Origin of the sequence: Cellvibrio chitinivorans (genome assembly GCF_035117775.1) — a bacterium.
GTDB lineage: Bacteria > Pseudomonadota > Gammaproteobacteria > Pseudomonadales > Cellvibrionaceae > Cellvibrio > Cellvibrio chitinivorans.
Map to the genome: position 1 here is coordinate 174242 of NZ_JAYKKN010000005.1, position 24529 is coordinate 198770.

Below are 24529 nucleotides of genomic sequence, written 5' to 3' on the forward strand. Positions count from 1 at the left end.
TGCCCAACAAAATTTCATTCGGGAGAGCGATGTTGGGCATTGCTGCCCAACCTACATTGGTACAAAGACTTAAAAATTAATCCGCAATCGCCGCCAATTGATCGGCTTGGTATTCATGTGCAAGCGGTTCAACTACCGGGTTTAACTCGCCTTGCATAATTGCATCCAAGGAATACAAGGTGAGGTTGATGCGGTGATCGGTCACGCGACCCTGCGGATAATTGTAAGTGCGGATACGCTCGGAGCGGTCGCCTGAGCCAACCAGACTGCGGCGCTCATCGGACAGCGATTTATGCGCTGCATCTTCCTGCGCCTGCTTTAATTTGGTTGCCAGTAAACTCATCGCGCGGGCGCGATTTTTATGCTGTGAACGCTCGTCCTGACATTCAATCACCAAGCCGGTGGGAATGTGCACAATACGAATCGCCGAATCAGTTTTGTTTACGTGCTGACCACCGGCGCCGGACGCGCGGAAGGTATCGATACGCAAATCCGCTTTATTGATATTTACCTCTTCCAACTCATCCGCTTCCGGCATCACCGCAACGGTACAAGCCGAGGTGTGAATGCGCCCTTGGGATTCAGTTTCCGGCACGCGCTGTACGCGGTGCGCACCCGATTCAAATTTTAATTTTGAATAAACACCTTGGCCGGATACCAACGAAATAATTTCTTTAAAGCCGCCGTGCTCGCCTTCATTTTGGCTGAGCACTTCTACACGCCAGCCTTGATTTTCAGCGTAGCGCGAATACATGCGAAACAAATCACCCGAGAAAATCGCTGCTTCATCGCCACCAGTACCGGCGCGAATTTCGAGGTAACAGTTTTTCTCATCGTTAGGGTCTTTGGGCAGGAGCAACTTTTGCAGTTCAAGCTGCATAGGCTCAAGTTGCTCTTCGCACTCTTTTAACTCTTCTTCAGCCATTTCTTTCATATCGTCGTCGCCGTCCACCAACAGGTGTTTGGCTTCTTCGATATTGGCAAGCAGCTGCAAATAGCCTTGATAGCCCTGCACCACTGGCTCAAGTTCTGCGTACTCTTTGGAAAGATCGCGGAATTTGCTTTGATTGCTGATGACATCGGCATCCGACAACATCGCGCTCACTTCTTCGTAGCGCTCTTTAAGGCGTTCCAGTTTTTCTAAAATCGACGCTTTCATTATGGCTCACTTGCTTCACTGCCCGATTCGGCAGCAGGGTTAACAGAATGTTCGGATGTAGTTGATGCATCAGCTGTAATCGTGAGCGCAAATAATTCATGCGCCACCTGAATCACATGATGGCGCGAACTTGCGCTCGCTTCTTTTAATACGGCAGTTGGCGAATGGATTAATTTATTCGTCAGGTTGCGCGCCAACTGTTGTAAAACCTGCTCGGGATTGGCGCCACTGTGCAAATTGCGCAGCGCCTTTTCCAATTCCTGATCGCGCAACTGCTCCGCTTGGCTGCGATAGGCTTTTACCGTTTCCACCGCATTGAGCGCGCGCTGTTGGCGCAAAAATAATTCAACACCTTCGGTAATAATTTCTTCGGCTTGATCTGCCGCGGCAACGCGCGATTTTTTATTTTCGTCGATCACCGCATACAAATCATCGACGGTGTAGAGATACACATCATCCAGCTCGCCGACTTGCTCTTCAATATCGCGCGGGACGGCGATATCCAACATAAACATCGGCTTGTGTTTGCGCTTTTTCAGCGCCGACTCAACCGCACCTTTACCCAACAGCGGCAATTGGCTCGCAGTGGAGGAAATCACTATGTCGGCGCGATGCAATTGCTCGGGAATATCCGCCAGCAAAATCGCCTCAGCTTTAAACTCACGCGCCAAACGCTCAGCGCGGTCGAGGGTGCGGTTGGCCACAATAATCTGTTTGATGCCCTGCTCTGCCAGATGGCGCGCTACCAGCTCGATAGTCTCGCCCGCACCAATTAAGAGCGCGGTATCTTGTTTGAGGTCGGAAAAAATTTGCTGCGCAAGGCTCACCGCTGCATAGGCAACCGAAACCGGGTTCTCACCAATCGCCGTTTCAGTGCGCACGCGCTTGGCGATATTAAATACCTGCTGAAAAGTGGCGTGTAATTCTGCGCCCAAGGTGCCCGCTTCTTTCGCTACCGCAAAAGCTGACTTCATTTGGCCTAAAATTTGCGGTTCACCCAGCACGAGTGAATCCAGGCCACCGGCAACCTTCATCATATGGCGCACGGCTTCCTGATCCTGATAGCAGTAGTAGCTTTTGGCCAGATCCTCAGCGTTGATCGCGGTGTGATCGACCAGCCACTGCTGGATCGCCTTGGCATCACCTTCACTCGCGGCATAGATTTCGGTGCGATTGCAGGTGGAGAGTATGGCCACTTCGGCCAATCCCGCTTGGGCGCAAGCCTCTTGCATCGCGCCCTGCAGACTCTCAGGCGCGAACGCAACCCGCTCGCGCAGGGCGAGAGGCGCTGTGGTGTGATTGATACCAAAGGCTAACAGGGTCATGGGTTGAGCTAATAATTGTATGGCGCGCGTAATGGCACGGGTTTTGGATGGCGGTATTGTCCGGTCACGGAAGGGGCATGACAAGAGGCAAATTCTTAATCCTGCCATAAAGAAAGGTTATTAACCCAAGACATCGAATGCTGGCAGCAGCATCTATACTCAATCACAAGCGCAAAATCAGGATTGTTTTATGCGTAAACCCGGTATCCCCACCATTATTGATATTGAAGCCTCAGGCTTTGGCTCGCGCAGTTATCCGATTGAGATAGGCGTGGTTAAAGCCAATGGCGACCGCTACTGCGCGCTGATCGAACCGCCACCGGAATGGGATCACTGGAGCGAGAGCGCTCAGGCCGTACACGGTATTTCACGCCACTTGATCGAATCGCGCGGACGCAAACCGCGCGACATCTGCCTCGAACTTAACGATTTTCTCGGCACATCCACCGCTTATAGTGATGCCTGGACACACGATAGCCCTTGGCTGAACCGCCTGTTTTTCGCCGGGCGCATCAACCCCAGCTTTCACCTCAGCCCGATTGAGATAATCGCCACCGAAGATCAGCTAATGCTCTGGGATCGCACCAAACAGCAACTGGAAAAACGCCTCGACATCAAGCGCCATCGCGCCAGTGGCGATGCCTACTTAATCCAGCAGACCTTTGTGGAAAGCCGCCGTTTACTCGATACCCAGCCGCCCAACATGCGCCGCGTCGGCGGTTAAGCCACAAACACAGGATCTTTTCACAGCTAAACACTGTCGCACTGTTTATCGCTCCTGTTCGCGTTTATGATGTCCAGCCGCGCAAACCTGCGCCAAGTCTATCGACCATTTATACCGACCACTTATCGGCCGCGCATGATCAAACACCGCCCCATCATATTGTCGAGCATGACCCTTTACTGGGTATTGAGCGGTTGCAGCCTGCAATCGGCGCGCACTGTGGCGGCGTCTGAGCTGGCGACACCCGAGATGGCGCCGGAAGTGATCATCCACACCCCAGCCAAGCCCTTTGCAACCGAAACCCTCTACTCGCTGCTAACTGCAGAGTTGGCGGGCAGCCGCGCCCAGTATGATTTGGCGCTCAGCAACTATGTGCAGCAGGCGCGCGAAACCCGCGACCCGCAGGTTGCCGAGCGCGCTACCATGATCGCGCGCTATCTGGGCAATGACACAACGGCGATGGAGATGGCGCAAATTTGGGTAAAAGCCGCACCCAATGATAAGGACGCGCTGGCCAATATCGGCATGGCACATATCCAGCTTGGCCAATTGCGCGAAGCGTTTGAATATTCGCGTCGATTAATGGAGTTGGGCGAGGAATCCCTGTTTCAAACCATCGCCAGCCAAGCCGCCAAACTGAACGATAGCGACCGGGTAGCGCTGCTGAACGATTTTGCCCCCCAACTGCAAAGCCATCCGGAAGACGAGCAACTGCTGGTCGGCAGCGGAATTTTGCTGCAGCAGCAAGGGCGCTATGACGATGCAATGAACCTCGCCCATCGCGCACTCAAACTGCATCCGCGCAGCATTCCCGCTGCGGTGCTTGAGGCAAACCTGTTGCATCAAATCAAACGCGATCAGGAAGCCCTCGCCAAAATGGCCGCGCTGTTGGAGCTATACCCCGACAACGTGGGCTTGCGCCAGCAATACGCGCGCATCCTGATTCACCACGATATGGGCTTGGCGCAGGAGCAATTCATCATCCTCACCCAACAGCTACCGGGCAATGGCGATATTTTGCTGTCGCTGGGGATAGTCGCGCTGGAGCGCAAAGACATAGAAACGGCACAGTGGGCATTTGAGGAGCTGCTGGATCGCGACTTGCACATATCCACCGCGCACTATTATTTGGGGCGCATGGCCGAAGCGCGCAATGATCTGCCCGAGGCAATCATCAATTACCTGCAAGTCGATGACGGCAATGATTTCCTGCCGGCGACTATCAGTTTGATCGATATATTTGTGCGCCAGAAAGATTTTCTCAGCGCCCAGCAACATATGAATCGCCTGCGCCTGCGCTTCCCCGATCAAAGCGAAGCGCTCTATGTGCTGCACGGACAAACACTGGAGCGCCACAAGCATCTGCCCGAAGCTGATGCAGTGTTCACTGAGGGACTGACCAACTTCCCCAGCAGCACCCGCCTGCTATTTGCGCGCGCCATGCTCAACAACCAGCGCAAACGCCTCGCCGCCACCGAGCGTGACCTGCGCCAAATTCTGAAACAAGAGCCAGATAATGCCGCCGCGCTTAACTCGCTGGGCTATATTCTGGCCGACCGCACAGACCGCTATGCCGAGGCGCAAAGCCTGCTGGAGCAAGCCCTGCAACTAAAACCCGACGATGGCGCCATAATGGATTCCATGGGCTGGTTGCTGTTCCGCACCGGCAAATACCCCGAGGCACTGGAATATTTGCGCAACGCATTTGCCGCCAGCCCTAACGCAGAAATCAGCGCCCACTTGGGGGAAATCCTGTGGGTACTGGGCAATCAAGAAGAAGCACTCCAAGTCTGGCGCGACGGCCAAAAGCTATCCCCCAATGACCCGGTGCTGCTGGAAACCCTCAACCGCCTTAAGGCCGATTTATGATCCACCGCTATCTGCTGCCGATATTGGCGCTGCTGCTCATCAGTGGCTGCGCCCACCGCGGCACTTTCACGCCCCCGCAAGATGTACTGGAGCACCAGCGTCAGGTGCAGGCGATCAACAACTGGCAGCTCAACGGCAAACTGGGTATTCGTACCCAGAACGACAGCGGCAGCGCCAGTGTGAAATGGGTGCAAAACACCGCTAATTACCAGATCAACCTGAGTGGGCCGCTCGGGCAGAAAAGTATGATCATCACCGGCACCCCCGATAAAGTCCGCCTTGAGCAAACCGGCGAAGCCGCACAAGAAGCCAAAACCGCCGAAGCGCTCATCAAAAAAACGGCGGGCTGGACCCTGCCCGTCGCCCAACTCGCTTACTGGGTGCGCGGTGTGCCAGCGCCCAAACTGCGCATCACCCATCTGCAACAAAATGACAGCGGGATGATCGACCAACTCACCCAAGGCGATTGGAATATCTACTACAGCAACTATCGCGACCACGATTTCAATGGCGCGACCTTGCCGCTGCCGGGGAAGATTACGGCTGAATATCAGGATGTGCGCCTGATTCTGGTTATTCGCTCCTGGCAGTTAGGAACCGCTCAATGACCAGCCTGACCTTACTCTCGCCCGCCAAGCTCAACCTGTTTTTGCATATCACCGGCCGCCGCCCTGACGGTTACCACAACTTGCAAACCCTGTTTCAGCTACTCGATTACGGCGACACACTGACATTTACTCCGCGCAGCGACGGCCAATTAACGCTCTCTCCAGATTTACCCGGTGTCGATTTTGAGCAAAATCTGATTATCAAAGCCGCGCGTGCGCTTGAACCTTATAAAGCTGCGATGGCGGGCGTGGATATCCAACTGGAAAAATATCTGCCGATGGGCGGCGGTATTGGTGGAGGCAGCAGCAACGCCGCCACAACTTTGGTGGCGTTGAATCATTTATGGGACTGCAATCTGACCAAAAAAGAATTGCAGGCGATAGGTTTGCGCCTCGGTGCCGATGTTCCGGTGTTCATAAATGCCCAAACAGCGTGGGCTGAAGGCGTTGGCGAGGAGCTTGAAGCTATCAAAATGCCACCAAAATGGTTTTTGGTTGCTCAACCTGATTGCCATGTATCCACTGCTGAAATATTTTCTAACAAAGATTTGACAAGAGATACTTCGGCCATTAAAGTGGCGGCCTTCCTTGAGCGGGGCGGTAAAAATGACTGCGAAGCCTTGGTGAGAAAGCTCTATCAGCAAGTCGATAACGCACTCATCTGGCTACAGAAATTTGATCGCAACGCGAGAATGACGGGAACCGGAGCCTGCGTTTTTGCAAGCTTTGAGACGGCAGAAGAAGCACTTTACGTGCTGGCAAAATTGCCTAAAGATCTGCCCGGTTTCGTAGCAAAAGGTGTAAACCAATCACCGCTCTACGAACTGCTTCCGTCAGACTAATCAAGTACGTTTTCGATTTTTCGAAAATATAGGGGCGTCGCCAAGTGGTAAGGCAGCGGGTTTTGATCCCGCCATTCGTAGGTTCGAGTCCTTCCGCCCCTGCCATCTATTTTTAAGTCATTGTTTCAGGTGTGTTCACAATTTACTCCGCACCATCAACACGAATCTTTTACAATGACCAATCTGAATATTTCTCAGCCAATACTTATCTCTCTACCTTATCCGGAAAAATTTCCTAGGGTAAAAAACTCTGCTTTGCGCAGACAGACTATATACAGACAAAAAGTATCGGCTCTGGCGATTTACCAGCACAACCACTCCAGCCATCATTATTTACCATCACCAAAAGGTATCTGACGTGACTGACTTAATGGTCTTTACCGGCAACGCAAACCCGGCACTCGCGCAAAAAATTGTTGACCAACTGGGTATGCCACTGGGCAATGTTTCGGTTTCACAATTTTCGGATGGAGAAATCGCCGTCGAACTGCACGATAACGTGCGCGGTCGCGATGTATTTGTGGTGCAACCCACCTGCGCCCCGACCAATGACAACCTGATGGAATTAATCGTAATGGTGGACGCATTGCGTCGCGCCTCTGCTGGCCGGATCACCGCAGTAGTCCCCTACTTCGGCTACGCCCGTCAGGATCGCCGCGTTCGCTCCGCACGCGTACCCATCACCGCCAAAGTTGTGGCCGATATGATGGTAGGTGTAGGTGTTGACCGTGTACTCACCGTTGACCTGCACGCCGAGCAGATTCAAGGCTTCTTTGATGTGCCAGTAGATAACGTCTACGGCTCGCCAGTACTACTGGAAGATATTGAACAGCAAAAATTTGAAGACCTGATTGTGGTATCACCCGACATTGGTGGCGTTGTACGCGCACGCGCGGTAGCCAAACAATTAGGCATAGATCTGGCGATTATCGATAAGCGCCGCCCACGCGCTAACGTTGCCGAAGTGATGCACATCATTGGTGATATTGAAGGCCGCACCTGCCTGCTGGTAGATGACATTATCGACACCGCTGGCACCCTGTGCAGCGCAGCCAAAGCCCTGAAAGCTCAAGGCGCCAAAAAAGTGATCGCCTACTGTACCCACCCGGTACTTTCAGGCATCGCTATCGACAACATCAACAATTCCGAGCTGGATCAATTAGTCGTCACCGACTCAATCCCGCTCAGCCAAGCTGCCAAAGATTGCCCGCGCATTCGCAGCCTGACACTGTCAAGAATGCTCGCCGAAGCTATGCGTCGCCTGAGCAATGAAGAATCCCTGAGTGCAATGTTCCGCTAAGGCGGTCATTACTCTCGGTAAACTGCCACTGCATATATCGCACAGTGGTTATTGAAACCCGGTAGATTCTGGTCGCGGATCTACACGGAAAATTGAGGACGGAAAAATGTCTGAAGACTTTAAATTAGATGCAACTGCCCGTAACGACTTGGGGAAAGGTGCGAGCCGCCGCCTGCGTCGTTTGGCTGGTCAAGTTCCTGCTGTAATTTACGGCGGCAACGTAGCTCCAACTAGCGTTTCTGTTACCGCTAACGAGCTGATGAAGCACTTGGAACACGAAGCTTTTTACTCTCACATCATCAGCTTGAATGTTGACGGTACTGCTCAGGACGTAATCCTGAAAGACGTACAACGTCACCCATCCAAGCCAGTTGTGTTGCACTTGGATTTCCTGCGTGTAGACAAATCTACCAAGGTTCACACTCACGTACCTTTACACTTCATCAACGAAGCTACCTCTAAAGGCGTGAAAATCCAAGGCGGTAAAGTGGTTCATAACTTGACCCAATTGGACGTAATCTGCTTGCCACAACACTTGCCAGAATTCATCGAAGTTGATGTTGCGGCAATGGAAGTTGGCAGCATCCTGCACATCACCGACCTGAAATTGCCTGGCGGCGTTGTTTCTGCCGACCTGCAAAAAGGCGATGACCACAATCTGGCTGTTGTTACCATGCAGAAGCCAAAAGGTGGTGCAGACACCGAGACCGAAGAAGCTTAATTTTCTTCTGTTCCTGTCGAAAAGGGTTGGATCTTCGGATCCAACCCTTTTTTTATGGCGACTATAAAGGGACAATGCGCGCCGAACGCACTGTCAAAACGAACACACAGGAAAGATCATGGCCAATACCGAGATTCAGCTTATAGTCGGGCTGGGTAATCCCGGCAGCGAATACGAGCGCACCCGTCATAACGCCGGGCAGGATTTTGTCGAAGAACTCGCCCGCACTTTGGGTGTATCGCTCGTTAACGACAACAAATACTTCGGCCTGACTGCACGCGCCAACTATCAAGGCCGCGACCTGCGCCTGCTCATCCCAACCACTTATATGAATCGCAGCGGGCAATCCGTGGGCGCTATGGCGAACTTTTTCAAAATTGAGCCAGCCGCAATTCTGGTTGCTCACGACGAGCTGGATCTCGCCCCCGGCGTTGCGCGTTTTAAACAAGGTGGTGGCCACGGCGGTCACAATGGCCTGCGCGATATCATTGCCGCTCTGGGCAACAATCAGAACTTTCCGCGTTTGCGTTTGGGGATTGGTCATCCAGGTACCGCGGCGATGGTCGCCAATTTCGTGCTGAAGCGTGCGCCAACCAGCGAACAGGAATTAATTGATGATGCCATCGCCCGTGCCGTCAAATTCGCACCTGACGCCCTCAAAGGCGACTGGAATACGGCGATGAAAAACCTGCATACCGATCCGAAAAAACCTGACACACCGAAAAAATAAGCAGGGCACAAGTTTCGACCAAGCCTGTATAATTGCGGCCTTTTCTTTATTTGCACTTTAGTGGATACATATCATGGGTTTTAACTGCGGCATCGTCGGCCTGCCCAACGTCGGCAAATCAACTCTGTTCAACGCCCTGACCAACGCCGGTATCAGCGCCGAAAACTTCCCTTTCTGCACCATCGAGCCTAACGCCGGTATCGTGACTGTACCCGATCCACGTCAGGACATGCTCGCTGAAATCGTAAAACCCGAGCGCGTTGTCGCAACCACTATGGAATTCGTTGATATCGCTGGCCTGGTCGCAGGCGCATCGCGCGGCGAAGGCTTGGGCAACAAATTCCTCGCCAACATTCGCGAAACCGATGCCATCGCCCACGTGGTGCGCTGCTTTGATGACGACAACGTGATTCACGTTGCCAACGGTGTAAACCCGGCTGCCGACATTGAAGTGATCAATACCGAACTGGCGCTGGCCGATCTGGAAGCGGTAGACAAAGCCATCAACCGCTACGCTAAAGCCGCTAAAGGTGGCGACAAACACGCGGTTGCGATCAAAGCGTTACTGGAAAAAATCCAACCACATTTGGATCAAGCCAAACCACTGCGCTCTTTCCCATTGGATAAAGAAGAAGTCGCACTGCTCAAAGAAATTAATTTGCTCACCCTCAAACCCACCATGTACATCGCCAATGTGTCTGAAGATGGTTTTGAAAATAATCCGCATCTGGATGTAGTGCGCAAAATCGCTGCAGAAGAAAAATCCGTAGTCGTACCGATTTGCAATAAACTGGAAGCTGACATCGCCGAGCTTGAAGGCGATGACAAAAAAGAATTCCTCGATGAAATGGGCATGGAAGAACCAGGCTTGAACCGCGTTATTCGCGCCGGTTATCAATTACTCGGTCTTCAAACTTACTTCACCGCTGGCGTTAAAGAAGTACGCGCCTGGACCATTCCTGTTGGCGCAACCGCACCCCAAGCGGCCGGTGTTATTCACACCGATTTTGAAAAAGGTTTTATCCGCGCAGAAACCATCGCTTACGAAGACTTTGTGCAATACAAAGGTGAACAAGGTGCAAAAACCGCCGGTAAAGCGCGCAAAGAAGGTAAAGATTATGTCGTTCAAGATGGCGATGTAATGCACTTCTTGTTCAATGTATAACACCTAGCCTGATTATATCCAAGAAGTGGCCGCAATCGCGGCCACTTTCAATTCAGGACAAGCTAAGTCAATTGCAAATTAACCTGCCCTACCAAACAATTTGATAAAAAAATCCACTCCAACATCCGCAGAGCAATCTAACATTTCCGTTCCATCTGCCCGCCAATAACAGCCGAATTTTTCTTTTGTGTTAAAAAAATTAGTTGCACCACCACACGGCTCAATGAGCGATATTAGCTCGCCAGAATTCAGTCCCTGCAAAATATAATCGGGAATATCATCGGACAAAACTTCACGCTCCAGCAGACAGGGCAACAACGAAGCAATCTTTGCCAAGTAACTATTGCGGAGCTGGATATCTGCAACCGCATCCCGATTAAAAAATAGGATAAAAGGAAAATAGCGCCCCACTTTATCTACGCTAGGCATAATAGCGCCACACACCGCCTGCTCACCAAACACGCCTGCTGGCAAAATAAAATTCCATACAGGTGCAGAAAGATAAGCATCCAGCCAATCAGGATCAGAGTCACGCAACATCGACAGACCTGCACTCAGCCATCGATCAATTTGACGGTGCTGGGTAAAATCCAGATTGCGCACAATAAAATCACCTACCCATGGCAGCTTTCTGTAAAAAGAAATTGAAGTTGGCGAGAGCACAGTTTTACTCACAAACTAGCGCCGAGCAGGGCAAGAAAAATTTGCCAACTCCGCCAGATAAAATGGATTGTTTACACTGGTTGCCGTAACCTCCAGCACTACTTTTTGGCCATGATAAAAGAAGCAGGATGTGCTAACTACAAACACTCTGAAGCACCTACTGTGTGTGTTGAAGGAGGCAAGGACAATGGCAGCCATGGGCGCGTACATGACGCAATGGATGGAGCATTAGAAAAAGCTTCAGAAAAGGGAAAGTCATAAATGACAAGATTTCTTTAGGTGATGCTCTCGATGCAGCAGCTGTTTCGCACATGAAAGCATTCCCATTATCTCTGTGCAGCAAAAAATGCATGCGCTCGCAACTTGATGACTACTACAAAAATGCATGTAATCAATCAAATACTCAGTTAAGCGCCAAAGATAAAAATGGTGCCCCAATTAAACCAGATACAGGAGTTGTCTTCTAATGCGAAAACATTCAGTACTATCTCAACAGCAATGGGAAGATACGATAAAAGGTTTCGATATAATTGACTGCACGTTTTTTGAAGAAAACAAATTTTTGTTAGTAGTTAAAGAAAACATACCCGACGAAGAATATGATGTACTAAAAGAAAGCACTAGAGAAACTAGGGGAGTTGCAATTATATTTTCTTCCATCGAAATTAAGTGTGGTACTTATGGAGTAGGAGGTCTAAGGTTCCCCAGAGTTTGCACCGCACAAAAACCCGAACTGCGAGGAATTTTATCTTCCAGGCAAAACGATGGTTTGGTTTTTGCTGTTGGCAAAGGAGGCATTAAAGAAATAGAACACATTACCCCCGAAGGAAAACCAGGCCCCACAACAAGCTGCAACACCAGAAAACTTAAATGCATTGACGGGTGGGCCTATGCCGTTGGCATGGGACGCCGAGTTTTTAAACGAATAGAAAAAAACCGGTGGATTCCAATATTGGAGGGATTAAGTTGGCCAGAGCAAATGGATTATATGGACATGGGTTTTCAAGACATCCACGGCCCCAATGAAAACAACATGTACGCCGTTGGCGGCTGTGGTGACGTATGGCATTACAACGGTGAAAAATGGGAATGGTGTGATTTTCCCAGCAACGAACAACTTTCCTGCGTATTAGTTGCACCCGATGGGGTTGTTTATATCAGCGGTGAAGGCGGCAATTTATGGCGCGGCAGCATGCACACATGGGAGAAAATTTATACCGGTGACTCCAGTGTGCTGAATAAAGATTTGGTTTGGTACAACAACCAACTATGGGTTAGTTCCGATTACCAATTACGCGTATGGAACGACAAAGAATTATTACGACCTACTCATAACGGCGAACAAATTATTGCATCAGGCAACATGGATGTTTATGAAAACCTACTGCTAATTGCTGATTTGGATACCGCAAAACTGTTTGATGGAAATGAGTGGCATACCATTGTAAGCCCTTATAGTTAAGGATATTAAATATGAATGAGCGAGCAACCTCTTTACAATCTATAGATAAAGATGCGAACGAAATATCCGTAGCTGACCTGTTACGATCACTACGTCAAAACAATCAAAAAACTTAGTTGAAAAATATCACATACAAGGAAGCCTTTTTTATTATCGAATACGACAGCCACAACATTGAACTCATTTCGACATACCATGATTTTTTGCGAGTGGTATTAGCAACTAAAAATCAATAAAAACAGAAAACCATTAAAGATCCAATTTTAGACAATGCCATTTCACAGCAGCTATGGAAGATGAAATTACTCTCGCCTCTTTTCGATCACAACTTAACTCTTTCTTAACACCCCCTTAACACCTTCACTCCTTACAATTACCCGTAATTTTTGGTATCTTTTCCCAGTTGAGCCAACTTTTCAACGACAACAATAAGCTCGATCTATAGCGAATAGACCTGCCAGCTGTAGCGAGCAATTAAACACACTAAAACACATCAGCAAATTTCTTTTTAATCACCATCATGTGGTCACTCGAATGCGATTGACTCCACGGCATTTTTACAATCCACGTTCTGTAAAAATAGCTTGATAACAATACGGAGAATTCTGTTGTGAAATATCTAGCTCTATTGTTTCTTTTCATCACCGCCAGCATGCAGTGCTTGGCGCTCGACAACTTCATCACTCGTAAAGACCATCAATTACTGGATGGCGAAAAAGAGTTTCGCTTTGCGGGCATACACTTTCCTGAGTTGCATCGCATTGAAGATGACAGCCAAGGCGTTTGTAAACTTGATCCAAGAGGTTGGGGGCAGCATTTCAAGTGGCCGACAGCTGATGAGCAGGAAAACTGGATTAAATCGCTGGTGTATACCGGCCATAAAGCCATGCGCGTTTATGTGTTATCGATTGAGCAGGAATCCGATCATCTGTGTAATCGCCAAACGCATATCCTGAAACCGCTTAATCCAAATGACATGCCGCGTTTGAATCCAGTGGCGATGGAGTCTTACGACCGCATGATCGCACTGAGCGATAAATACAACCTGCGTTTGATTTTGCCGTTTGTTGACCACTGGCCTTGGTGGGGTGGCCGCGAACAACTCGCTGCATTTTATGGTGAGAAACCGGAAGACTTTTACAACACCAACAGTAAAACGTTTAAAGCCTACCTCAGTATTATCGAGCAGGTGTTAACACGCAAAAATTCAATCACTGGCCGCGAGTATCGCGATGAAAAAGCGATTATGGCGTGGGAAACTGGCAATGAATTAAAAGACACCACTGCCGATTTTTTACAACAAACTGCAGCGCTGATTAAAAAACTGGATAAAAATCATTTAGTGGTCGACGGCACTTACACCAAGATCAATGAGTTCGCATTAAATGATCCCAATGTGGATATTATTTCCAATCACTATTATGAAAACGTCGGTAACTTATCGCCTGAAACGGTTAAAAAAGATTTAACCCAAATTGGCGGCAAGAAGGTGTATTTGTTGGGTGAATTCGGTTTATTGGATTCAGGCAAGCTCAATGAAATTATGACTGCTGCAGTAGAAACCGAAGTAAACGGAGCAAAAACTGCCGGTGCTTTTATTTGGGGTGGACGCGGTCATCGCCACGATGGCGGTTTCTATTGGCACTTGGAGCCAGCCAACAACAAGACCTATAGCTACCATTTACCCGGTTTCCCTGAGGGCGATGAAAACGAGGAGATAACCGTCGTTAATCTGGTACGCCTCGCCATAGCGCGCATGAATGGCGAAAGCAAAATCAAACCATTACCCGTGCCTGAAGCGCCGATACTAAGAGAGATTTTCTCGGTTGATAATATTCACTGGCTGGGCGCACCAACAGGACAACACTATATTGTTGAGCGCGCGACCAGCGCTAAAGGCCCATGGAAAACCTTGAGCAAAAATATCTCTGACGGCAAAAATAAATTTAATCCGCTAACGGATACGCTTTTCTCTGATTCAAGTAAGCTTAAATCTGGTCAGCGTTATTTTTATCGAATTAAAGCAGTGAATGAATCCGGCACATCACAGCCGTCAAATATCCGCTCAATAATCGCTAATTAATCTGCCCAAAGCAGCACACAACCTACTGGATAGTCAGATCTTTCAATTCGATCTGATTATCCAGCCAAACTAGTCACATCACTTAGCTCCGCTCAATACAAGACGCATAGATATCCAGCTTCGGCTGATAATATTTCGTTTTTATATCCAGCAGCCCCAAAAACGAATGAAAAATATTATCCTGAGTAAATTCACGGTCTTTTAACTTCATCAAACACTCTTTGTTTAGCGCCCGGTCGCGATAGAAGCTCGATGAAGCCCAAAAAATAAATGGAACCTGCTTTTGATTATCTGGTGCAAACGCATAAGGCATACCGTGAAGGTATATATTGTTTTCCCCAAGCGACTCACCATGATCGGAAACATATACCATCACTGTGTTATAGGCTGCTTGTTGCGCCGTCAGCCAGTCGATTACTCGCCCAAGAAAATAATCTGTGTAATGAATGCTATTGTCATAGGCATTGATCACTTCTTCTCTTGAACAGTCCTGCAAGCGATTACTACTGCATACCGGCTGAAAAACTCGCATGGAATCCGGATAGCGCTGATCATATGCCGGACCATGACTGCCCTTTTGATGCAGCACAATAAATTCATTTCGCCCGGTTAATTTGCTCGATAAATTATCCAGCAGCGCCTCATCAAAACATTCACCGTCTTTACACAGATCAGCTGATAGCAGTTCATTAGACGACTCATAAGGCACACGATCACATACGCCTTTACAACCTGAGTTGTTATCGCGCCACAACACATCGACGCCGGCAACGCTAATAAAATCCAGCAAACCATGTTGCGATTTTGCTTTTCTCGCACTGTAGTCAGCGCGCGGCAATTCAGAAAACATACAGGGGACTGATACGGCAGTAGACGTACCACAAGATGAAAAATGACTAAAGTTCACTATATCTTTTTGCGCAAGCATGGGGGTTGTATTGCGCTCATAACCATTAATACCAAAATTGGCAGCGCGTGCTGTTTCCCCCACAACAAACACCACCAGCAGCGGTTTTGTCTGCTGAGTAGTACCCGCACCTAAATGCGCATCACGGCTAATGGCATCCATCACCAAAGGACGCTGAAGACTTTCGTTAGCCAATCCAATTGCCGCATTGACAAAACCCAGTGGATTAGCCAAAAAGCGTACATTTTTGTGGTTGCGGAAAAACGAGCTGTAATAATCCGACAAGCTTAAAATAACGATTACCGAGATAATTAATGTAATAGCCCCAGGAATTATTCGCCACCGAACTTCATGCCAAAAACCGCCCCAGCGAATACGTGCTTTAGCAACCAATATGGACGGCAATACACCAAGAAAAATCACATAGCCAATTAAATGAAAATTAACCAATCCCTCAACTTCATCTATATCTGTCTCCCACGCATTTCTTAGCATCTCTTTATCAATCGTCAGACCATAAGCGTCCATAAAATACGCAGCAAATGAGCCTCCCACTAATAACAAAATTGCCAGAGGTTTAGCGAGATAAGGAATACAGAGCGCATTGATAAACAAGAATGTTAAAAGCCATAGCAAAGGCGCAAGGCTCAATAAAAAAACTACCGCACTTAAAGAGTCCAGCGGCTGAGTATTCCATGCAGCCCCAAAAAAGGATTTATTAAAAAGCAGAACAAATGCAATGGAAATTCCAGCAGAGAAAAAATAACTGGGCAACTGAATATTGAGTAAATCTAAACGCCGACGCACCCAAGCAGGCAACAACGGCGATTCATGAGACTCAACAAACTGTGAATTGTTTACTACCTGCAAATTATTAGAAAGATTCATAGGGCTTCAATATCAGTTGATAACACACCAGAGAAACCATCCAGCAAACGCCGAACGACCAAAGATCATGGGAGAGAAAATGTGCGCCGCGCAGCTGTTGGGAAACACCAAACAATATTCCTAAAAACAGCGCAAAACCTAATGCAAACCAACGCCATCTGGATTGGGAATGAAGCCCGACAAAATAGAGCGCGACCCATGCAAAACCTGCACTGGCATGACCAGCAGGAAAACATTGACTGCCATTGCGAACATATAGCTGTTCGAGTAGCGAGAGATAATCCAGCGTGCCACCGTAGCGAGCAAAATCCCAAGGGCAGGAAATATGACTAAGGGTTTTACCGATACTGACAAAAAGTGAGCCCAAACCTGCGGCAAGCAGTAAATAACTTAAACGGCGCGTCCAGACGTGCAGAGAGGGGGAGAAAAACGAGGCCAACAACAAAAGAAAAACAATAACAAGAAGGAAGATGGAAAAGTATTTCCCGCCTAAGTGAATCAATACCGCAGTAAACCACGCATCTTTTAAGCTCCAGTCATAGCCTTCCCATTGGTATAAATGATCAGCCACAACTTGATCGACATTAAACACATCGATAATCAAAGTAAGTACAATCAACATTACCAAAAATTGAGCGACGAAATAAAAAGGATTCCTTTCAAGTAGGTATTTGCTTATCTGCATAAAATAACAACCTGAAGTCTGCGCTTTAGTAGAACAAACACTCATACTACGAACTGAAAATTAAGAAAAACTTAAGTATTGGACGACATAAGGCCAAGATAGATATGCAAGAGTTTGGCTGCAGACAAAGGAGGAACCTACCTTAAGAAAACCTTAAGTTTTGGTTGTTAGGCTGCTGTTCATCGTTAAATTAGGCCGGCCTAACAATGTTAAAACTCAATAATTTATTGCCACGCCCTGCCACTTTTGGCCCTTATATCTACCTTGTGCGCATGGCTTTCCTTTCCTTAATTATTTTAAGTATTAGCCGAGCAGGACTTGTAAGCTGGAATTATGAGCGAGTGGTTGCGACAGGAAGTTTGTTGTCGATTTTTATTCAGGGTATTCGCGCCGACATTATTCTTATTAGCTTGTGGCTGTTTCTACCAGTATTAACCGTGCCGCTTTTTGCTTGGCAGCGCTTGCAAAAGTTTTGGTTTAACTGGACTTTTATCTGGTCGCTAATAGGCATAGCCACCATTTTATTTATGGAATTTGCTACGCCAGCTTTTTTGATGCAGTTCGATACACGCCCCAATCGAATTTTTATTGAATACTTAATTTATCCAAAAGAAGTTCTATCAACCCTGTGGCAAGGTTTCAGATTGCCGTTTATCAGCGGATTACTGTTGACTGGTTTATTGTCTTATTTGTTTTATCGAATTCTTCACTTACCCGCTACACAATTAACCACTTGGTCACCCATTAAAAATTTGCTTATCTGGCCATTGGTTGTTGTCATGGTATTTATGGGGATTCGCTCTACCACTCATCATCGCCCGGCCAACCCTGCATTTTTTGCGATAACCGGCGACTCTATGGTGAACTCGCTGGTCATCAACTCAAGTTACTCAGTGCTCTATACGCTCTACAGCATGAAGCACGAAGCTCACTCCAGTGAGATTTACGGGAAATTGGCAACCAACGAAATGCTGGAATACAGCCGTGACTGGCCCTGGTTAAAACACTATCAATTTAACGATCCCGAGTTCCCAACCCTGCACCGGCAACAAGCAGCGATTACGAGAGAAAAACCGCTCAATCTGGTTATTATTTTGCAAGAAAGTATGGGCGCGACTTTTGTTGAATCCCTCGGTGGCATTAATGCCACTCCAGAATTGGAAAAACTTGCACATGAAGGTATTTGGTTTGAGCGTTTGTACTCCACCGGAACGCGATCAGTGCGCGGTATTGAAGCGGTTATTTCCGGTTACTTACCCACCCCTGCGCAGAGCGTGGTGAAGTTATCCAATAGCCAACACAACTTTTCGACCATTGCATCGGCACTTCAAACAGAGGGGTATCACACCCAGTTTATTTATGGCGGCGAAGCGCACTTTGACAATATGCGCGGTTTTTTTACCGGCAATGGATTTACTGATATTGTCGATCTTGCGCGCATTAAAAATCCTGCTTTTGTCGGCAGTTGGGGCGCAAGCGATGAAGATCTATTCAAGACCGCACAAGAACAATTGGAAACGCTGCATCGCTCACAAAAACCTTTTTTTAGTTTGATTTTTACTTCAAGCAATCATGAGCCATTTGAATTTCCCGATAACCGTACACCACTCATGGAGCAACCAAAAAACACCGTAAACAATGCGGTTAAATATGCAGACTGGGCGATGGGGCATTTTATTGAACAAGCTAAAAAAAGTGATTACTGGAAAGACACCTTATTTCTGATTGTTGCCGACCATGACAATCGCGTTTATGGCAATAATTTAATTCCAGTTGAAAAATTCCATATCCCCGGTTTGATTCTCGGCGCCGATGTAAAACCCTCGCGCATAGCCACCTTAAGCAGCCAAGTGGATTTAGCGCCGACGCTACTATCCATAATGGGTGTTTCAGCATGTCATCCGATGATAGGGCGCGATCTTGCGAGTGACTGGACTAGCCCTGGGCGTGCCATTTTGCAGTTTGAAAATTATTTTGCGCTGATGGAACCCGATAAACTCACCATTTTAAAACCAGACCAAACTGCTCTCACCGCACACTACAACGAGACTGAAAAAAAGCTAACACTGGCAGATGCAGCATCGGCACGCGATGCAAAACGCGCGCTCGCCAATGTCCAGCTTCCATCTTATCTCTACCGCGAAAAACGCTACCCCGGCGCGTCTGAATGCACCTTTAAACCCACAGCCAATATCGCCCAGCAATCGCATTAAACCGCAGGACACATCTAAAAGGCATAAACACCTAAAAATAGACGCAGGCGGAATAATTGGATTAGGCTAATACCCCCGACTTCTGGTGTATTAACCATGCCCGACAAACGCCAATCTATTCGCGATGCTTTTTTAACGGCGGCGTTTCGCTTTTTGGGTTACGTCGCCCACTGCGATGGCGCGATCAATCGCAGCGAAATTAACCGCCTCAAGGTTCATATGAAAAAAATGAACCTTGCGGAAGATGAGCAGCGCAAAGCGCTACAACTGTTTAAATCCGCCACCATTCCCGGCTTTAATGCACGCGAAGCGCTCAAAGAGTTTCGCGCAGCAACTACGCCCAAGCTCATCCAAATTCTATTGGTACATCTAATTGCTATGGCGCGCTCCGATGGTTATTTAATGCAAAAAGAGCTGCACGCAATTCAGTGGATTGCGCGTGAGTTGGGCTACAAAAGTATTGCGTTTAGTCACATGCTGAAAATGATTTACGCTCAGGATCAGATCGCGCTACGCCGCAATCCGCCCAAACCTGTTGCCGATACTTACAGCGCTAGCGGCAACTCCTACAACACAAGCTCGACGCACCACGCGAATAACAATACTAACGATAGTGCCTATGATGCAGCCGCAAGTCAGGATCAGGATTTACACAAGGCGTATAAGATTTTGGGCGTAAGTGTGGGAATGACTGAAGATGAAATCCGGCGCGCTTATAAAAAACTCGCCAGTCAGCTCCACCCCGACAAGCTTATGAGTCAGGGGTTGCCGCAAGAACAGCTCAACGCCGCACTGGATAATTTTAAACGCATCCAAGCGGCTTATTCATTTATCAAAAAGCATCGCTCGCTCTACGCAGCAAATTAATAATTTTTGAATTCACTGGCGGATTTTTGTTTGCCAGTCGTCATCTTGCTAGCCCCCAAACCCTAAAAACAACAACAATCCAATAAACCGGAGCGCGCCCGATGCGAATAACAATACCGTTAATTTTATTGACCAGCCTCTTTTGGCTATCCGCCTGCAACCAGAAACAATCCCCAGCAACAGACACTGAACTTGTTGCGACTGAATTTGATGCACCTGAGTTTGATGCAATTGTCGGTGGCACTTCACCCACTGCATTTACCACACTTCAAGCCGCGCTGGACGCAGCGCCTGCGGATGAATCCAAACGCTACCGGATATTGTTAAGTGCGGGCGATTACAACGAAAAACTCACTATCACCCGCGCCAATCTGGAAATTCGCGGCTCAGGCGCGCGCAAAACCCGCATTTATTTCGATGCCTTCGCGGGCAACTCGCGTCACTATCGCGCCGACAACTGGGGCACACCCGGCTCGGCAACTGTGGCGATCAATGCGCACAACATCCACCTTGCCGACCTCACCATCGAAAACACCTTTGACTATTTAACCAACGATGGAAAAAAGACGCGCAATGATCCAACTGCAGCCGATGACAGCCAAGCCGTTGCGCTCTTGCTGGATACCGGCAGCGATAAAATTAGCCTGAGCAAAGTGATTTTGAATGGCTATCAGGACACACTTTTTGTGCATGGCAAACGCGCGTATTTTTACAAAACCACCATTAGTGGCAATGTGGATTTTATTTTTGGTCAAGGCAACGCGGTATTTGAGCGGAGCATTATTGTGAGCCGCCCGCGCAACAGTATTTTTGCGGAGAATGAAATTCACAGTTTTATCACTGCACCCTCAACCAATATCGCCAGCGAATACGGCCTAACGTTTATTGATTGCCGCCTGACACGCGAACCGGGTGTGCCCGATGGCAGTATCACCCTCGGGCGCCCTTGGCACCCGACCACCAACTTTCCCGATGGTCGCTACGCCGACCCAAATGCAATCGGCAAAGCCGTGTTTATCCGCACCTTTATGGATAGCCACATCAATGCGCAGGGTTGGTCGAGCATGCCCGGCACCGCGCCCGACGGCACCAAGAGCCGGATTTTTACGCCGGAAGAATCGCGCTTTTTTGAGTACCACAGCAGCGGCCCCGGCGCGGCGATTAACAGCAAGCGGCCGCAGCTGAGCGATCAACAGGCGGCGACATTTACGCTGGAAAATATCTTTCAGGATTGGCAGCCGCCACGTGAACAGAACACAGCACCATAATTAATAAGTTCAGGTACAAGACCATGAAATTTCCATCGCTGATTACTGCGTTGCTGGCACTAAGTACCATCAGTGCCTGCTCCAGCATTGCTACACCGAAATTTGAAAACACTTACACGGCGGAAAACCGCTACGCGCAGGATGTGAAAAGCTTTCCCAATATTCAGGGCATCGCCAGCACTGCGGTGCCAGATACGGTGATCGAACACAAAAACCTGACTTACGTGCGCTATGGTTCGCGCGAGTTGCAATTGGATTTGTACATCCCAAAACAACCGGCCAACAGCCCAAGCGATAAGCGCACGCCCGGTGTAGTGCTGGTACATTGCGGCGGCTGGCAAGCGGGCTATCGCACCCACTTAACCCCTATGGCGATAGAGCTGGCCAAAGCCGGTTATGTCGCCGCCACTATCACTTATCGCTTGGCGCCAGAAGCCAAGTACCCGGCAGCGGTTAATGACGTTAAGGCGGCACTTCGCTGGCTGCGCACCAATGCCGATCAGTATCACGTTGACCCAACCCGTATCGCCGTGGGCGGCTCTTCGGCGGGCGGGCAAATTGCCAGCCTTACCGGCATGACCAACGGCCTACAGCGGTTTGATCCTCAGGCGCAGCAAAGTCAGGTATCGAGCGATGCCCAGCTGATTTTAAATATCGATGGCCTCTCCGACTTTACCTCCGCCGAAGCGCGCAAATTTGAAGATGTGCCCGGGCGTTCAGCCGCAGCGCTCTGGTTTGGCGGGCAATATCTGGAGAAACGCGACCTCTGGCACGAGGCATCGCCCACTTATTACGTGGGCGAAAGCAGCCCACCGATCCTGTTTTTGAATAGTTCCCAAGCACGCTTTCATGTGGGCAGGGACGAGATGACAGCCAAAATGGATATCTACAAGATTCCCCACAAGGTCGTCACCCTGGCCGATGCACCCCATACCTTCTGGCTGTATGAGCCCTGGATCAAACCAGCGGCAGCTGAAGCTGTCGCCTTTTTGCAGGCGCAATTTGCACCTTAAAGACGAATCACTCCTTCTCTATTTATCCGCTGTACGCTTTCGCCCACCACATTAAGCGACCCGCCAGTGCTATTCTTTTTGGAGCGACTGGCGGATTTTTTTCTGCCAATCGTCATGGTACAAAGCCCGCCAAACCCCGGTTAGGACGGGCGCTTGACCATATAACGATAATAGGCGCAAGAAGACTTATGACGACCACCGAGAGTCTGGAGAAGGTATACCTGTCGATTAGAGGCGGGTTGATGCGCGCGGTATCGCGTTTGGTGCCACCCAAAGAAATCGAAGACATAGTGCAAGAGACCTATGTGCGTATCTGTGCGGTCGAGAAAACCGAGCAGATTTTGCATCCGCGTTCATTTTTGTATCGCACTGCGCGCAATCTGGCGCTGGATCATTTGAAGCGCGCCGAGACCAAAACCAACATCAGCATGAATGATGAAAGTCTCGACTGGGATGCAATTGGGGAGGATCTGGATCAGGTTTATAACCAAGTATCCGCCACTCAGGAATTTGAACACTTTTGTGAAGCGGTGCGTCATCTTCCGCTTCAATGTCGCAAGGCCTTTGTGTTGAAAAAGGTCTATGGGTATTCGCAAAAAGAGATAGCCGAACACTTGAACATCAGTGAGAACACCGTTGAAAAGCACATCGCCATGGGCTTAAACCGCTGCCGTCAATTTATGCAGATGCAGCAAGCGCCGACCAGCGCCAGCAAAGTTTCTGGCGCCGCCAGAGATTTGAGCAGCACTCAGAGCCGGGAGATAAAGTGATGAGCAACGTCTACCCCTTCCAAACGGAAAACCAGATTTACGAAGAGGCGAGCCTCTGGGTGACACGCCTTGAGCGCGGCTTAAACGATGCCGAAACCGAAGCCCTGCGCCAATGGTTGAGCCTGAGCCCCAAACACAAAGATTGTTTGATGGAGATGGCCAATCTGTGGGATCGCATGGATCGCCTTTCCGTCTTGTCCGAACTCTTTGATCGCCCCGCTGCACAGACAGCAGGTGCGCAGACAACGGGAGCGCAAACAACAGGCGCGCAATCTTCATCAGCCAAACATCATTCCGCGCGCACTTGGGCGATTGCGGCTTCGGTATCCGTATTTGCGATTGCACTCGGGTTATGGCTGCCCAGCATTCAAACGCAAACACCGTCATCAAGTACACCCATTGCACAGGCGATAAATTCCGAGCCTAGCGATTCACTTGAAACATCAAACACACTTTATGAAACCGGCGTAGGCGCACACTCCACAGTGAACTTGCCCGACGGCACCAAAATGCTACTTAACACCAGCACCCAAGTGTCGGTGACTTATAGCGAGCACGAGCGTTTATTGGTGCTCAAAAAAGGCGAGCTGATGGTAGAAGTTGCGCACGATAAAACGCGCCCGCTGCGCGTGCAGATCGGCGAGAAATTTGTCGAGGCGGTCGGCACTGCATTTAATGTGTATCGCAAAGATGATCAAAATTTTGATGTGATAGTTACCGAAGGGCGCGTGCAGGTTAAACCTGTCGCACTCAAATTTTCTGACACCACAACCGATCCGACTCGCAGCGATCTTAAATCTGCCGCGATTCAGGAACTCAGCCGCGGCGAAAAATTAACGGTACGCGCAAGTCTGCCCTCTGCAATTGAAACTATCGCTTCCGCCATTATTCAGGATCACCTTTCATGGCGCGATGGCAATGTCGTCTTTCGCGGCGAAACGCTACAAGATGCACTCGATGAATTAAGCCGCTACACATCCGATGATTTTAAAGTGGTTGATTCGCGCATTAACGATATTCGCATCGCCGGTTTATATAAAGCAGGCGACACCGAAGGTTTATTATTAGCACTTAAAGAAAATTTTAATATCGCCAGCCAGCGCAATGCAGAGGGGGTATTTGAGCTTTCGCTGCAAACTCCTCAACAACAATCTCAACAGCAATCGCTACGACAATAATTTTTACGAGAAATTAAAAAATATGTGTAGCGAGTATGGAGGAAAAATAACGCTAAATCGTCTTTGGTATAGCGGCTCACAACCGCGTT

22 protein-coding genes and 1 tRNA gene are annotated in these 24529 nt (G+C 48.8%); 18 read left to right on the forward strand and 5 right to left on the reverse strand.

The window, feature by feature from the left end:
* Positions 1-76: 76 nt before the first annotated feature.
* Positions 77-1159, reverse strand: coding sequence for a peptide chain release factor 1 (gene prfA, locus SPL68_RS14590; protein ID WP_323815905.1), 1083 nt, complete (start codon positions 1157-1159; stop codon positions 77-79).
* The gene (gene hemA / locus SPL68_RS14595; protein WP_323815906.1) at positions 1159-2484 is read right to left on the reverse strand and encodes a glutamyl-tRNA reductase; all 1326 of its coding nucleotides are present in this window, start codon (positions 2482-2484) and stop codon (positions 1159-1161) included. Before hemA ends, prfA begins: the two co-directional genes overlap by 1 nt.
* Before the next feature lie 190 nt (positions 2485-2674).
* Here hemA and SPL68_RS14600 point away from each other — a divergent pair, with 190 nt between their 5' ends.
* The 9 genes from SPL68_RS14600 (at position 2675) to ychF (ending at position 10443) form a co-directional block, all read left to right on the forward strand.
* Entirely contained in the window at positions 2675-3208 is a 534-nt protein-coding gene (locus SPL68_RS14600; RefSeq protein ID WP_323815907.1) for a 3'-5' exonuclease, read from the forward strand.
* A 66-nt stretch (positions 3209-3274) separates the two neighbouring features.
* Positions 3275-5077 carry a tetratricopeptide repeat protein gene (locus tag SPL68_RS14605; RefSeq protein ID WP_323815908.1) on the forward strand — a complete coding sequence of 601 codons (1803 nt, stop codon included), beginning with the start codon at positions 3275-3277 and terminating at the stop codon, positions 5075-5077.
* Positions 5074-5685: a lipoprotein insertase outer membrane protein LolB gene (gene lolB / locus SPL68_RS14610; RefSeq protein ID WP_323815909.1), complete on the forward strand. Its 612-nt coding sequence runs from the start codon at positions 5074-5076 to the stop codon at positions 5683-5685. Before SPL68_RS14605 ends, lolB begins: the two co-directional genes overlap by 4 nt.
* Positions 5682-6527: a 4-(cytidine 5'-diphospho)-2-C-methyl-D-erythritol kinase gene (ispE, locus tag SPL68_RS14615; RefSeq protein ID WP_323815910.1), complete on the forward strand. Its 846-nt coding sequence runs from the start codon at positions 5682-5684 to the stop codon at positions 6525-6527. The genes lolB and ispE overlap by 4 nt, the downstream gene beginning before the upstream one ends.
* A gap of 30 nt (positions 6528-6557) precedes the next feature.
* A tRNA-Gln gene (locus SPL68_RS14620) sits at positions 6558-6632 on the forward strand.
* Positions 6633-6897: 265 nt separating this feature from the next.
* Positions 6898-7827 carry a ribose-phosphate pyrophosphokinase gene (locus SPL68_RS14625; RefSeq protein ID WP_323816054.1) on the forward strand — a complete coding sequence of 310 codons (930 nt, stop codon included), beginning with the start codon at positions 6898-6900 and terminating at the stop codon, positions 7825-7827.
* A gap of 106 nt (positions 7828-7933) precedes the next feature.
* Positions 7934-8548, forward strand: a complete 615-nt coding sequence (locus SPL68_RS14630) for a 50S ribosomal protein L25/general stress protein Ctc (protein WP_323815911.1) — start codon at positions 7934-7936, stop codon at positions 8546-8548.
* A 118-nt stretch (positions 8549-8666) separates the two neighbouring features.
* Positions 8667-9278, forward strand: a complete 612-nt coding sequence (pth, locus tag SPL68_RS14635) for an aminoacyl-tRNA hydrolase (RefSeq protein WP_323815912.1) — start codon at positions 8667-8669, stop codon at positions 9276-9278.
* Between the two features lie 73 nt (positions 9279-9351).
* Positions 9352-10443: a redox-regulated ATPase YchF gene (gene ychF / locus SPL68_RS14640; RefSeq protein WP_323815913.1), complete on the forward strand. Its 1092-nt coding sequence runs from the start codon at positions 9352-9354 to the stop codon at positions 10441-10443.
* 78 nt (positions 10444-10521) lie between these two features.
* Here ychF and tagF read toward each other — a convergent pair whose 3' ends face one another.
* Positions 10522-11118: a type VI secretion system-associated protein TagF gene (tagF, locus tag SPL68_RS14645; RefSeq protein ID WP_323815914.1), complete on the reverse strand. Its 597-nt coding sequence runs from the start codon at positions 11116-11118 to the stop codon at positions 10522-10524.
* Between the two features lie 99 nt (positions 11119-11217).
* Here tagF and SPL68_RS18445 point away from each other — a divergent pair, with 99 nt between their 5' ends.
* The 3 genes from SPL68_RS18445 to SPL68_RS14655 all read left to right on the forward strand — a co-directional run bounded on the left by SPL68_RS18445 (position 11218) and on the right by SPL68_RS14655 (position 14651).
* The gene (locus SPL68_RS18445; RefSeq protein WP_416377436.1) at positions 11218-11367 is read left to right on the forward strand and encodes an HNH/endonuclease VII fold toxin-2 domain-containing protein; all 150 of its coding nucleotides are present in this window, start codon (positions 11218-11220) and stop codon (positions 11365-11367) included.
* Positions 11368-11572: 205 nt separating this feature from the next.
* Positions 11573-12568: a beta propeller repeat protein gene (locus tag SPL68_RS14650; protein WP_323815915.1), complete on the forward strand. Its 996-nt coding sequence runs from the start codon at positions 11573-11575 to the stop codon at positions 12566-12568.
* Positions 12569-13178: 610 nt separating this feature from the next.
* Entirely contained in the window at positions 13179-14651 is a 1473-nt protein-coding gene (locus SPL68_RS14655) for a glycoside hydrolase 5 family protein (RefSeq protein ID WP_323815916.1), read from the forward strand.
* Positions 14652-14733: 82 nt separating this feature from the next.
* Here the strand turns inward: SPL68_RS14655 and SPL68_RS14660 are convergent, their stop codons facing one another.
* Together SPL68_RS14660 and SPL68_RS14665 are read right to left on the reverse strand one after the other, a co-directional pair.
* A complete protein-coding gene (locus SPL68_RS14660) occupies positions 14734-16446 on the reverse strand; it encodes a phosphoethanolamine transferase (protein ID WP_323815917.1) in 1713 nt (570 codons plus the stop codon).
* The gene (locus tag SPL68_RS14665; RefSeq protein ID WP_323815918.1) at positions 16433-17068 is read right to left on the reverse strand and encodes a phosphatase PAP2 family protein; all 636 of its coding nucleotides are present in this window, start codon (positions 17066-17068) and stop codon (positions 16433-16435) included. The genes SPL68_RS14660 and SPL68_RS14665 overlap by 14 nt, the downstream gene beginning before the upstream one ends.
* Positions 17069-17337: 269 nt before the next feature.
* Between SPL68_RS14665 and SPL68_RS14670 the strand changes: the two genes are divergently transcribed.
* The 6 genes from SPL68_RS14670 to SPL68_RS14695 all read left to right on the forward strand — a co-directional run bounded on the left by SPL68_RS14670 (position 17338) and on the right by SPL68_RS14695 (position 24440).
* A complete protein-coding gene (locus SPL68_RS14670; protein ID WP_323815919.1) occupies positions 17338-19344 on the forward strand; it encodes an LTA synthase family protein in 2007 nt (668 codons plus the stop codon).
* Between the two features lie 96 nt (positions 19345-19440).
* Complete coding sequence (djlA, locus tag SPL68_RS14675) at positions 19441-20211, forward strand: co-chaperone DjlA (protein WP_323815920.1); 771 nt, start codon at positions 19441-19443, stop codon at positions 20209-20211.
* Positions 20212-20312: 101 nt separating this feature from the next.
* A complete protein-coding gene (locus SPL68_RS14680; protein WP_323815921.1) occupies positions 20313-21479 on the forward strand; it encodes a pectinesterase family protein in 1167 nt (388 codons plus the stop codon).
* Positions 21480-21502: 23 nt separating this feature from the next.
* Entirely contained in the window at positions 21503-22492 is a 990-nt protein-coding gene (locus SPL68_RS14685) for an alpha/beta hydrolase (RefSeq protein WP_323815922.1), read from the forward strand.
* 188 nt (positions 22493-22680) lie between these two features.
* On the forward strand, positions 22681-23262 hold the full coding sequence (locus SPL68_RS14690) for an RNA polymerase sigma factor (RefSeq protein ID WP_323815923.1): 582 nt from the start codon (positions 22681-22683) through the stop codon (positions 23260-23262).
* On the forward strand, positions 23262-24440 hold the full coding sequence (locus SPL68_RS14695; RefSeq protein WP_323815924.1) for a FecR family protein: 1179 nt from the start codon (positions 23262-23264) through the stop codon (positions 24438-24440). The genes SPL68_RS14690 and SPL68_RS14695 overlap by 1 nt, the downstream gene beginning before the upstream one ends.
* The last annotated feature ends 89 nt before the right edge of the window (positions 24441-24529 follow it).